The following is a 12090-nucleotide window of genomic DNA, read 5'->3' as shown; positions in this document are numbered from 1 at the left end:
ACCGGGTCGCGGGACAAACCGGCCGAACGACAATCGACGCAACCCGCGCATGAGCGGTCTTTCAACGAAAGAAAGCGAATGACCGCTCTTGAATTAGAGTGCCCGACTCCTCTGAGAGGACCGACCCACCTGCGGAAACTGCAACTTACCTGTCGTTACAAGTTACCTCTCGTTACAAGCCCTCTGATGACGCTTCAAGTAACAGAAAAACGGCCCAAGGAAACCAACTGAGCAAAACAAGTGTCATCAGCCGGGCGTATACCAGATTGGCGACGTATAAGCTCGCTCCTGCGTCTCTGTCGGCGCTTCTTCGGGCAGCGACGCGCCCATTCGGAAGGCATCGTAGACCGTCCATCGTGGTGTCGGGATTTCAATGACCCGGGCGTAGTAGAAAGCCGATTGCGAGGGATCGAAGTCGGGGTCAGTCCAGACCGTACCCATCTCTGCCTGACCAATCGAGTTCGTCCACGTGGCGCGCTCCACGTCGACGGTCGATCCGATGGCGGGCAACTTGCCGTTCGCATCGGGCTCGCGGTCCCCCGCCCAGACAACGTCATAAACTTTCTCCTGTGTCTCGCCATCGGCATCGAGCCAGCCCTTGACGATCTGAATGCGATCGAGGTTACCACCAATGGGGTCCTTCAAGGCATAGACCATGAAAGTAGGCGCTTGCGCGCCTTCCGGTGCCGCGGACAGATCACCTCCCATTGGCGTACCCTTTGCGTAGCCCGCCGTCGCGGGGGTCCGCGAGGTCAGATCATCCGTCGTATAGTTCCATCCACCGAAGAAACGCACGCCAATACGTGAACCTGTGGTGGCGTAGACCTCCTTTCGTTCCATCGCGTCGAAAATCGCTTCTCGCGTGTTATCGGTCGCCCAGACCGCTGCTAGACCCGAAGCGACCATCTCCCAGCCAAGGATCGCCACATCACCGAACTGGCCAACGATGTGCTCAGGCCGTTGCGGGTTCGGTTCGGCACCGGAGTGTTTGCCGAAGAAGTTGTCTTCCTGTGCGGTGGCGAGCGATGTATGGCTGTCGGTCGATCCGACCATGCCGAACTTGTAGGGGTTGGTGCCGAGCCGGGCTTCGAGCTTCAGGCCGGTCTTCAGCGCCTCGCGCGCGTACTCGCCCGCCAGCATGTCGTCAGTTTTCAGTTCCGACAGGTTCAAGTTGCCCTTGTCCCAGGTCTCGTAGTCTGCGAATTCGTCGTTGGGGCTGAGGAAGGGATGTGTTTCCCCGTCCCCCTTGATCTGCGTCGCCTCGTACATTGGTTCCCAGAGCGCGCGGGTCGCAACATATTCCTCGTCGAGTTCGGTGCCGTCATACTGAACGGTTTCGGGGAACATGATGCCGTTCGATAGATTCCCGTTGTGCGCCAGCGCCAGCACGTCGCCGCGCGTGCGCTCTTCGTAATTGGCCATCCAAGACCAGAGGTCTCGGGGGTTGATAGAGCCCATTGGCGCTTCAGTTGTAAATGGGTCGACCATGCCGGCCTTTTCGCCTCCGTCGCGGTAGATCACCACGCGATGCATATTCCCGCCCTGAATGAGCGAGGTCCATTCATAGCCTATGAAGCTGGTAAACAGGCCAGGTTCATAAGCCTCTTCGGCAGCCTCGATCTGGCGCTGCCAGACTGAGCGGAAAGGCTTTGAACCCGCTTCGACTGCAAGAACCGGGGAAATGGCCTCACCACGCGAATAGGCGTCGATCAGTTCCAGCGCCGCAGCCACTGCTTCATTCCCGCCATTCGCCACCATGGTAGCAATACGGTTGCCCTCGGGATCCGACATGATGGCCGGGTCCTGCGCGTAGATCATATCGAAGAGACCCATGTTGTCGGAATGGTCGGCGACCACCAGCCAGTCAAGCGGCCGCGACAACCTTGCCATGAAGCCTGTCGTGGCTTCCACTTCCTGTCCTTTGGCGAAGCGATAAGCGGCTCGGGCGTCCAATCTGTTGCCAAAGGCACCCGCATCAAAAGAAGTAGAAGTGTGCAGGTGGGTATCTCCCCACAACGGGCGGTCGGGTATGCCTCGTTGGGCGTAAGGAGAATACGACTTGCCGGGGAAAGCCTTGCTAAGGCTCGATCCCTCAGGTGTTGGTTCGAACGGCAGAGCTGCTGTACCGCAGACGGAAAGTGCTGTCGTTATCGAAAGAAGTAATCTCATAGTGTCCCCCACATTCGGTCCGCATCAAGCTTACCACAGGATGCCCGCACAAGGCTAAGTGAAGTGTGATTTTTTTGTATTCCTTTGACTCGGATCTGGCATCAAAAGCGGACACTCGCGCCGAAAATGCAAATGTCGGGTCCTAATCTAGCGCAAACAGACACAGTAAGATCATGACTTCGGCTTTGGGCTCAATCCCGTCATCCGATTCAAACACTAAGGATATGGCGACACCGACATCCCGCAATGACCGGGGTGCGGGACAAACCAGCCGTAAGGTTGTCTGCAGTGAATGTCCGCAATGTGGTCTATTCAGCGGCACTAGATGAAGCATGTACACGAAACTCGCGTGCGATTTCTGAGACCAGTGCCTTGACTGGAGCAGACCTACTTTTGGGATTGACCCGTGCAACAAATGTAATGCTTGGCGGAGATGGGAATAGGTTTTCGATCACATCCATGTCTTCCGTCACATGCATTCCGTTCAACAATGCAATGCCAAGCCCTGAACGAACACCCGATTGAATGCCTGCAGCGCTGGGGCACTCGAGGACTTTCTCGAAGGTCCGTCCTTCTTGCAGCACCTCCGAGAAACCCCACATTCGGTAAAAGCAATTGATATCGAATGAAAGAAACGGAATTGGTCGAGAGAGGTCTAGTTCATAGTCTTTGGATTTGACCCAATGAAGGGTGTCATCAAAGAGAGCCTGATCTTGGGGCTCTATGTCTGTTGTGAACACCTGCATCATCGCAAGATCAAGCTCATTTGCTTGCAGCCAAGCTTGAACATTCAGGCTTTGGCTGGTCCGCGTTCGCACACTTACAGAAGGGTACAACCGCGTAAACCGACCAAGAATTCCAGCAATGTCGCTGGTCGTAGCATCTTCGGTCATGCCCAGACGAATGGCTCCATTCAGGGTTTTTTTGCCCAAATCTGAAAGCGCTTCGTCATGCAGATTGATGATACGCAAGGCATATTCATGAAGGCGTTTTCCGGCATCCGTGAAAAGTGGCCCGCCGGATTGCCGTGCCAAGAGATTGCAATCCAATGCACGCTCTAACCGTTTGATTTTGTGGCTCACGGCTGATTGCGACACACCCAATTGTCTCGCCGCATTGGTAACACCGCCATTGCTGCCAATGGCACATAATGCACGCATAGCATCGATTTCCAGCCGTTCAGCCAAGGCGTCTCCTTACATGACAAATAGGCATTGATAAATGACGATCATTCATTTGTGTCATATCTTAGCTTCGGTTATCCAATCTGCAAAGCCCAATATGCGAGGAAGCCCCATGGCCGACATTAGCCCTCAAGACCCGATAACGCTTGACCATCGCAAGCTCACGGCTCGGTTCGAAGTCATCGGCTCCATTCTGGCCATGGTCTATGCGATGTCGATTGCAATGAACATTGGTGCAGAGATGCTTGGGTTCTCCTTGCTCTTGGTGTCGTCGGCACTGTTCGCAGGATGGGCAATTTTAGACCGGCGTTGGACGTTCCTATTGCTCCAGGTGTTCTACGCAACGTCGGCAATCATTGGTTTGATCCGTTGGGCCTGAACAAAATTCAGCGAAATCACTCAGACCAAAAAAGGAGAGACACTATGAAACTGACGGACTTCAAGGTTCTAGCATTCGACGTTTATGGCACGCTGATCGACTGGGAAAGCGGTATGATCACGGCTCTCAAACCATTGACGGACAAGGTCAGTCAAAACCTGACGCGCGATGATATTCTTGAAGCACACGCTTATCATGAATCCACGACGCAGCGCTGGACACCCAACAAGAAGTACTTTGATCTTCTGGCTGTCGTTTATCGTCGTCTGGCTGAAGAATGGGGTGTCGAAGTGACTTGGGAAGAATGCCAGGCATACGGCCTGTCCGTGCGCCAATGGCCTGCGTTTAATGATAGCCGTGACGCACTCGCTTATCTCAAACAACACTATAAACTGGTCGTCCTGACCAACACTGACAATACGAGTTTTTCAGGCTCTAACGCCCGACTCGGCGTCCATTTTGATGGTGTTTACACCGCTGAAGATATTGGCAGTTACAAGCCATCTGATCGAAACTTTGACTACATGTTGGAAACGCTTGTAAGGCAGGGTTTCGCCAAGGAGGACATTCTTCATACAGCAGAAAGCATGTTCCACGATCACGGCCCTGCCAATAAATACGGGCTGGCCAATTGCTGGATCTATCGCCGTCACGAAAAAGAAGGGTTCGGGGCAACAATGAACCCCGGAGAGATGCCCAGGTATGATTTCTGTTTCAACAGTATGGTGGAACTGGCTGAAGCGCATAAGACAGAATTGTCAGGCGCGTAACTGAAGAAGCAGTCATTCGCTGCACGTGCGGAAAATCGGAAGGTTGGGCTCGTTCCCGTCATCTGATGGTTTCTGTCGGGCATTCAGGGTTCGAACGGCCGCTTTTTTGACAGGCCTGAGATCACGTGGCGTTTGCGGCAAATAACGGGGGGTCACCAGGGGCGATAGTCACCACAGTCGCTAACCGCAGTTACCAGCCATTCGGACAAGAATCCCGAGCGGCGGCTCCGTCCGCAAGTCGGACATAGCCGAATTTTTAACCAGCGTCTGCTATTCGCAGAAAGCGGTCATTAAGAGCAGAAAGTTCGGTTTTTCGTAACCGAACGGCCGTTTAGCGGCGCGTAGTCGTCTTCTGAGAAAAACAGTCGGATGACCGTGTCGAGCCCAGTGTGACGAATGCCGCGCTGCGGCAAATTGGCCGCTGTGGGCGCTATACGTTCACCATCAAAGCAGAACTTCGTGTCTCTTCAGCGCGCAAAAAAATGCGTCAAAATTACTTGCACTTGCGATCTGTGATTTCTAATTGGTAGAGGCGAACTTTATGGGGTGACGGCAGACTGGCTTTACGGAAGTTTGGTTTCAAGGGTCTCGGAAACACATGATCACATTTGATTTTTCAGGCCGTGTGGCGGTTGTTACTGGTGCTGGAGGCGGCATGGGTCAACAGATCGCCAACATGATCCTTAATGCTGGCGGATCTGCCGTCATGATCGACCTGAAACCCGAACCTGACGACCTGGGCGGCACTGCCGATCAGCGCCTTTACGTTCAGGGCGACGTAACCGACCACGTTTTCGTTAACGCCACGATTGCAAAGAGTGTCAAACGGTTCGGGCGTATCGATTATCTTGCAAATGTGGCCGGTGTTCTTTGGTTTGACCGCGATGCTTCGCTGCTCGACATGGATATGGATGTCTGGAATCGGGTGTTCGACATCAATCTTAAATCCATGGTGCACATGGCGCGCTCGACAGTTCCGCATATGCGCAAAACTGGAGGGGGGGCGATGGTTCATTTTTCGACCACACAATGTCTGCGCGGCGACCCTAAGCCCCAAGATGCGTATTCGACCGCGAAGGCGGGAGTCGGTGCATTGTCAAGATCACTTGCGATGCAACTCGCCGCAGACAACATTCGCTCGAATGCGATTTATCCCGGCCTGACGTTGACGCCGTTGCAAGATCGATGGGATACAACTGAAAAAATTGATGATGTGGGGCGATGCGTGCCGCTAGGCCGCATCGGCACCCCAAAGGAACTCGCGTCAGCAGCCGTCTTTTTGCTGTCAGAGGGCGCGTCCTACATCACAGGCATTGACCTTATCGTCGATGGAGGTTTGCTCTTAAAGTGACATGGTTTCGGAGATTAGGGGTTTGATGCCGCCCAGGGCAGCGTCCTACGCTAAGGAAAGGTTTCCCGAACCAATCGTTCACGCATCGCGCGGCGAAAGAGGGATAAGAGCACAACCTCCGAGCTCGCATTTCACCTGCCTTAGCCGACGGTTCGAGACTTCGAAGCCCTGGCGGCGGCGCACCGTGCTTGAAATGGCTCGCAAAAGGGATCGACCTGTCCAAATCGGTCTGGTCGGAATGGATCAATATCAAAAGCAGGTTGCTGTCCCAACATCAGATCGCTGACTGCATCACCCATCCCGGCTGATAGGGTAATACCTGAACCGCAAGCCCCAGCCGCGGCATAAAAGCCAGACACGCCGGGAACAGACCCCAGAATGATTTCCCCATCCGGAGTGTAGGATGACAACCCGCACATGTAACTGGAGAATTGGGCGTTCTCAATTGCCGGGAAGAAGTGTTCCAGGCCTTCGTAAGCATCCGCAAGTATATCCCAGTGTTCCTCTCCTGTTGTCGGCGAAAAGGCGGCGGGGTCATCTGGTAACTCACGGGCGTCGAAAGTGGCGGAAGATGATTCCTGTACGCCTAGGATCAAACCGCCAACTTCGGGACGCGTATAAGCGGCAATATCGGGAAGGATCGTTACCGGATGCTCTCCTCCATATGTTTCAGAAGGTTCTGTAATCCAATAGTGGCTTCGCACCGGCGCCATGGGTAACGGAAAACCGATGTGTTGCGAGAACACCGCTGCCCAGGCACCACAGGCATCGACGACGGTGCCACAGGCAATCTGTCCGGCATCGGTCATGGCACCCACTACCTTGCCCTTGCGCAACAAGATATCCCGCACATTCGTGCGTGGGCGCACCACAGCACCACGCTCCCGCGCAGCGCGGATATAGAACATGGTCAGAAGATATGGATCAATATACCCGTCGGTGGGCAGGAACGCCGTTTTGAGAATAGTTCTGGTATTCAACCATGGAACCATTGCGCTAACTTCTGTTGAACTCGGCCACTCAACCGGAATATCCCGTCGCGATGCATCGCGCGCCATGGCGTCAAGTTCTGCCACGCGATTTTCTGATGCAGCAATACGAAGGCTGCCCACCTTGTGATACCCCACCCTCTCCCCCAGCTCTTCTTCGAGTGCAGGAATGGTTTCGACGGTTAGCTTCGCCAGAGGCGTTTTTGAAAACTTGGTAGACGTTTGCAGAACCAATCCGGCGGCCCGACTCGACGCCGCACTAGCCAGGTCGTTGCGCTCCAACAGCAGGATTTTCCCAGCGCCCTTGCAGGTAAGGTGATAGGCGATTGAGGCGCCGACGACACCGCCTCCGATAATTGCGTGATCAAATGTTTCCATGAAGACCCCACGCGGGAGAAATAGTCGACGATTCCATCTTCACGACACTACGCGCAGGAAGGTAGTCCGTCATCAAGAGAAACCGTCGACGGCCCGCTCATGGCAGAAAGCGGACTCTGCGGTCTTGTTGGTGAACCGCAGCTTTGTCCGCAAGTCGGACATAGCCGAATTTTTAACCAGCGTCTGCTATTCGCAGAAAGCGGTCATTAAGAGCAGAAAGTTCGGTTTTTCGTAACCGAACGGCCGTTTAGCGGCGCGTAGTCGTCTTCTGAGAAAAACAGTCGGATGACCGTGTCGAGCCCATACTACCCGTCTGTGGACCGCGAAGCACCGGTCGCGAAGGGCGGTCTCCCGACCTACGCTGCGATCTCAACGAAGGTCCGGTTCGCTCTTTTCGACGGTATTTGGCAAGGTAAACGCGGAAAGAGTGGTCTCCTTTATGCCACTTCGAGGAACACTCTTCCCAAGGTGTCTTCCGAAACGGCTCCGGGCGCGCCGATCGCCACGAGGCGGGTTTCCGGCTTGCGCGTTCCCCACTTCTCGTCTCGGGAAATGTCGATACGCTTGCCGACGACTTGCACGACAATACGGTGCTCCGGGTCTTCCTCGCTATAGACAAACCCTTTCACCCGGTAGACCTCACCGGGCAGTCCCTTGATTGCGTCTCGCAGGCCGGAGAGATTAACGGGAAGATCCGAGCGTAGCATCGTGGTCGAGAACTTCGCCGCGTGGTCATGGTGATGCGCATGTTCGGGGCAACCGCAGCCAGGGCCATGGGCGTGGTCTGACGGTTCCGCATCCAACTGTTCGGCGGCAAAGCGTCCGACAGAGAGCAGGATGTCGAGCGGCACCTCCGCGTTGACTGCTTCCACCAGCCTGTAGCGACGGAAGCGCGATCCAAGCCAGTCATGGACCTTCTGCACCGTCTCCCGATCCACGAGGTCGATCTTGTTGAGGATGACCATGTCCGAGAAGGCGATCTGGCGCAGTTTCAGTTCCATCTGCTCGGGTGCCGCAAAGATCTGCTCTGCATCCACGAGGCACATGATGCTATCGAGGCGGATCGTGTCACGGAAGCGCTGGTCGGTGAAAGTCATGGCAATGGAGGACGGGTCCGAGACACCACTTGCTTCCAGCAGGATGTATTCCGGTCGCTCCGGACGGGCGAGCACCGCTTCAACCGTCTCGATCAAATCGTCCCGGATCGAACAGCAGACGCAGCCATTTGCAAGACTCATCACGTCGTCCTCGACGCCGACAACAAGGTCGGCATCGACATTGATCGACCCGAAATCATTGACCAAAACCGCAACGCGCAGGCCGTGGTTTCCAGTCAAGATCCGGTTCAGGAGGGTCGTCTTACCGGCCCCGAGGAAGCCGGTAAGAATGGTGACGGGAACAGCTGAAGCGGAGCCGAACTCGATCATGCGATCACTCCGCTTTCTTCTTGCGGTTGGGGATCACGTCGTCGACCTTTATGGTGAAGTCGCTCGGCCATTCCGGAGCCGGGGCGCGGAACACATCTGCAGGATAGTAGGCCTTCGGGTCGATCTCCATGTCTCGGTATTTCTGGTCCTGCTGGTCGGCGCGGGTCAGGCGCGGTGCCGGTGGTTTGATTTCGTCCGGCAACTCGATCCGGCCCTCGGCTTCCATCTTGCCAAGTTCCCGGAAGGGAGCCACAGACCCCGACTTGCCAGGCAATGTCGCCTTGCGATACCAGATCGCATCCTTGGTGACATTCACCACCGCCACGTCCAGACCCCAAGCAAACAACCCGTCGTAGTGGGCCCGAATGCCGGCGAGCATCTCGGCGTCGATATCCTCGTCCTGCGTGTAGTGAGTCACCATCGCAAGGCGTGGGCGCGCTTCGGCCATGATCTTGCCAACGGCGTAATGCGACGTGTGATGGGTATCGATGGTGTAATTGAACAACTCCTGCGGCAGGCCGTATTTATAGGTCATCAACTGACCGATATCCTGTCCGGACATCTCGGTCACAAAGACATCGGCACCCTTGCCGTATTCGAGGCTCAACTCGTCCGGTCGTCCATCGCCCGTCCACACGAAGCTGAGGCCATTCCAATCGAGCCTGTAGCCAACAGCACCGTCTTTCGCGTGACTGCGCGGCCAGGAGCGGACGGTCACACCATCCTCGTCGTAAACGATGCCGCCCTCCTTGCGGAAGTCGAACTCGTTGACTTCGATTTCGTAACCGTCGCCAATGGGGAAGACGTCAAAAGCTTCCAGATGCCATTTCAGCATTTGCTTCATTCCGTTGACCATCCCCTGTGTGCCAAGCTCAGGCGTGCGGCCGGACGGACCATGGATTCGCAGGGGTGTGTAGCCACCCGACCACGCGCGGAATGGGAAGATATACGGAATGTCGGCGTAGTGATCGACGTGCAGGTGGGTTATGAAGATGTCATTGATCAACTGTGCCGGCACCTGCATGCCGATGATGTTGCGCACACAACCCGACCCGAAATCGAAGAAGAAACGCTTGCCGTTGCCAAGTTCGACCATAATGCAGGTGCCCGCCTGATCCTCACGCGGTGGGAAGGGCGTGGAACCGCAGAAGGAAATCCGCATCTCGTCGGGGCCAAGATCCTCCGCCAACGGGAAATAGTTGGCGTTTGAACCCGTCATGTATTTGGTCGGACGGAAGTACTCGGGAAGAGTGATGCCGCCTGCCGGACGGCCGCCATAGGGGTTGGTCAATGCCTCGCCAAGCGGTCCTTCCCCCGGATGCGCCTGAGCGGCACCGCCAAAGCTGACCCCGCCGGCAACGATCGCACCGGCACCCGCCCCCTTGAGCAGATCCCGGCGGGAGGGGTCCTGCGGTTCATCGTTCTCTGTGTGGCTCGGCCGTTGCGGATCGTTGCGGTTGTCTTCGGTCATTCAGTTTTTCCTCTGTTGGTCGGGGTTAACGGAAATGCGCCGCGTCTGGCGTTCGATCTCGCGGACCAGTTCCTTTCGGATATTGGCCCATTCAGCACGCAACTCAGGACTGAGCGTCTCATCCTGTTCGCTTGAGCAGGCCAATTCATAATCATCCACGGCTTCCCTGAGCGTCGGGTGATCCAGTGCAAGTGTGAGGATCAAATCGGCGAGATCAGGCAGATCGTTACGAAGGATCAATGTTGGCTCTTAATTAGCGGCTGATAGCTTTGGAGTTCGATCCGAGGGTAATCCAGTATGCTCGCCAGTCAGAGTAAGTTGGGGTAAGTTGGGGTTAGTTGGACGCAAGATGGCGACGCATAAATTGGCGCAAGGCACTGTAAAAAAAGAACTAACGTCTGAACGTGTTGATCAGGCGCGTACCGCGTTGGCCAAGGTTGTCGAGAGCGATGTTTTTGCTGCGTCGCCCCGCTTGAGGCAGTTTCTGACCTACGTCGTCGAGGAGACACTTTCCGGGCATGGCGACCGCATTCGTGGCAAAGCCATTGCTGTAGAGGTGTACGGGCGGCGACTTGACGACAACGGCGGCGGGCTGAGCCTTGTTCGCGTCGAGGCCGGGCGCTTGCGGCGTTTGCTTCAGGAATACTATGAGGGCGAGGGAGAAGAAGATGAAGTGCGCATCCAGATCCCTTCAGGCGGCTACAAGCCTAAACTGACATTTGGGCACGCACCGCCCTCGTTCTCTGAAAAGGTAGGGCCGAAGAAAGCAGAACCCAGCGGCGCACAATCCGCCTCTCGGAGATGGATGGCCGCGATCGGAGTACTCGCCACTGCGCTGATCACGGGTGGATTCTTTGCAGCAAATCTCCGCCAAGAAGCAACTCACACCGCTGCGGACGAGAGCAATGCCAAGCTCGCTGCGCTCAGGGAACGGTCCATGGCCAGTGTGCAGGCGACCAATCTCGCCGAACAGGCGCGCGGAATGTTCTTCCCGCTCTTTGACCTGAAGCGCCAGGAGGTTGCGCTTAACACGTTTCGGCACGCCATCGATCTCGACCCTGGCCTACCCGGCGGATACGCGGGCGCGGCACAGGTCTTGGCGCTTCTGGCCTATCTGTCCAATGACGCCACACGCGCCTCCGACCTAGTTGCCGAAGCACGCAGTATGGCGGAGAAGGCCCTGGAACGCGGCCCAACTGATGGCTGGGCGAATGCCGCAATGGGATGGACATTTGCGGTAGAAGACAACCCCGATGAAGCGCTGCGCAGAGCCCGGATAGCTGTTGATCTTTCGCCGGAGGACGGCCACGTTCTGGACCTCGCGGGCATCGCGGCGCTCATTTCAAATGACCCCACATTCGCGGCAGAGGTCTCGGACCCGGAACGCCCCCGCTCTGGAAGCGGTAGGTTCGGCGCAAACAATATCTGGGGAGCGTCACAGTTGATGCTTGGGGACTATCCGGCATGTATCGAGGCGTTCTCTTTGGCGGCTGAACGCGGTTTCCCGGTCAGCGCGCCGAGCCTGATGCTGCTCGCTACCGCCTATCACGCGAACGGCGAACCCGAGGCCGCACGTCAAGCGATTGACGAAATGCATCGGACTTGGCCTGGCTTCCCTGCCAACAAAGTTGCCAGCCGTTTCTTTGAGCATGCACCGGAAACTCGATCCCGGGTTCTTGACACACTCGAAGCGTACAAGCCGAAACTATAGGGCGGGCAATCCGGCTGATATCGATCTTGGAAAGTCGCAACGTCAGATCAGAAGTTGGACGGGCATTTGGTTCACCATCAGCAATGCCCTCAACACCCGTTTGCGTTCATCCACCAAGTTTAGGCCTTCCTGGGTTCATCCCCTTGACCGGAGTCTGTCGTTCGCTGCACTATGACCAAATGTCAGCTTAGGGCCGAAAGCGCTCGTTCGTGGCGTTTGGCTGAAGGTCCGGAAAGTCCGCAAAGCAGACTTTGAGCGATT

General features: G+C 56.0%; 10 protein-coding genes. 4 read left to right on the top strand and 6 right to left on the bottom strand.

Annotated features, from left to right (window positions below; all coding sequences use genetic code 11):
* Positions 1-246 precede the first annotated feature (246 nt).
* Positions 247-2169: a DUF3604 domain-containing protein gene (locus ACR0LL_RS11120; RefSeq protein ID WP_480586645.1), complete on the bottom strand. Its 1923-nt coding sequence runs from the start codon at positions 2167-2169 to the stop codon at positions 247-249.
* Positions 2170-2477: 308 nt separating this feature from the next.
* On the bottom strand, positions 2478-3356 hold the full coding sequence (locus ACR0LL_RS11115; protein ID WP_480586642.1) for a LysR family transcriptional regulator: 879 nt from the start codon (positions 3354-3356) through the stop codon (positions 2478-2480).
* A 109-nt stretch (positions 3357-3465) separates the two neighbouring features.
* Between ACR0LL_RS11115 and ACR0LL_RS11110 the strand changes: the two genes are divergently transcribed.
* The 3 genes from ACR0LL_RS11110 (at position 3466) to ACR0LL_RS11100 (ending at position 5853) form a co-directional block, all read left to right on the top strand.
* The gene (locus ACR0LL_RS11110; RefSeq protein ID WP_480586639.1) at positions 3466-3732 is read left to right on the top strand and encodes a hypothetical protein; all 267 of its coding nucleotides are present in this window, start codon (positions 3466-3468) and stop codon (positions 3730-3732) included.
* A gap of 44 nt (positions 3733-3776) precedes the next feature.
* A complete protein-coding gene (locus tag ACR0LL_RS11105; protein WP_480586636.1) occupies positions 3777-4502 on the top strand; it encodes a haloacid dehalogenase type II in 726 nt (241 codons plus the stop codon).
* A gap of 598 nt (positions 4503-5100) precedes the next feature.
* Positions 5101-5853 carry an SDR family NAD(P)-dependent oxidoreductase gene (locus ACR0LL_RS11100; protein ID WP_480586633.1) on the top strand — a complete coding sequence of 251 codons (753 nt, stop codon included), beginning with the start codon at positions 5101-5103 and terminating at the stop codon, positions 5851-5853.
* A gap of 140 nt (positions 5854-5993) precedes the next feature.
* Here ACR0LL_RS11100 and ACR0LL_RS11095 read toward each other — a convergent pair whose 3' ends face one another.
* The 4 genes from ACR0LL_RS11095 to ACR0LL_RS11080 all read right to left on the bottom strand — a co-directional run bounded on the left by ACR0LL_RS11095 (position 5994) and on the right by ACR0LL_RS11080 (position 10358).
* Complete coding sequence (locus ACR0LL_RS11095) at positions 5994-7220, bottom strand: NAD(P)/FAD-dependent oxidoreductase (RefSeq protein WP_480586630.1); 1227 nt, start codon at positions 7218-7220, stop codon at positions 5994-5996.
* A 437-nt stretch (positions 7221-7657) separates the two neighbouring features.
* Positions 7658-8647: a CobW family GTP-binding protein gene (locus ACR0LL_RS11090; protein WP_480586627.1), complete on the bottom strand. Its 990-nt coding sequence runs from the start codon at positions 8645-8647 to the stop codon at positions 7658-7660.
* Between the two features lie 4 nt (positions 8648-8651).
* Positions 8652-10118, bottom strand: a complete 1467-nt coding sequence (gene gntH, locus ACR0LL_RS11085; protein WP_257599594.1) for a guanitoxin biosynthesis MBL fold metallo-hydrolase GntH — start codon at positions 10116-10118, stop codon at positions 8652-8654.
* Positions 10119-10358: a hypothetical protein gene (locus tag ACR0LL_RS11080; RefSeq protein WP_257599595.1), complete on the bottom strand. Its 240-nt coding sequence runs from the start codon at positions 10356-10358 to the stop codon at positions 10119-10121.
* A gap of 109 nt (positions 10359-10467) precedes the next feature.
* Between ACR0LL_RS11080 and ACR0LL_RS11075 the strand changes: the two genes are divergently transcribed.
* Entirely contained in the window at positions 10468-11829 is a 1362-nt protein-coding gene (locus ACR0LL_RS11075; RefSeq protein WP_257599596.1) for a tetratricopeptide repeat protein, read from the top strand.
* Positions 11830-12090 lie beyond the last annotated feature (261 nt).

The sequence above is a fragment of the Ruegeria sp. AI2 genome, from assembly GCF_056541275.1.
This window is presented reverse-complemented; position numbering and strand designations above follow the sequence as displayed.

Excerpts from the sequence above, each read along its gene's own strand:
- ACR0LL_RS11120 (WP_480586645.1), bottom strand. The coding sequence starts at position 2,169 with ATGAGATTACTTCTTTCGATAACGACAGCACTTTCCGTCTGCGGTACA.
- ACR0LL_RS11110 (WP_480586639.1), top strand. The coding sequence starts at position 3,466 with ATGGCCGACATTAGCCCTCAAGACCCGATAACGCTTGACCATCGCAAG.
- ACR0LL_RS11090 (WP_480586627.1), bottom strand. The coding sequence starts at position 8,647 with ATGATCGAGTTCGGCTCCGCTTCAGCTGTTCCCGTCACCATTCTTACC.
- gntH (WP_257599594.1), bottom strand. The coding sequence starts at position 10,118 with ATGACCGAAGACAACCGCAACGATCCGCAACGGCCGAGCCACACAGAG.
- ACR0LL_RS11095 (WP_480586630.1), bottom strand. The coding sequence starts at position 7,220 with ATGGAAACATTTGATCACGCAATTATCGGAGGCGGTGTCGTCGGCGCC.
- ACR0LL_RS11075 (WP_257599596.1), top strand. The coding sequence starts at position 10,468 with ATGGCGACGCATAAATTGGCGCAAGGCACTGTAAAAAAAGAACTAACG.
- ACR0LL_RS11105 (WP_480586636.1), top strand. The coding sequence starts at position 3,777 with ATGAAACTGACGGACTTCAAGGTTCTAGCATTCGACGTTTATGGCACG.
- ACR0LL_RS11100 (WP_480586633.1), top strand. The coding sequence starts at position 5,101 with ATGATCACATTTGATTTTTCAGGCCGTGTGGCGGTTGTTACTGGTGCT.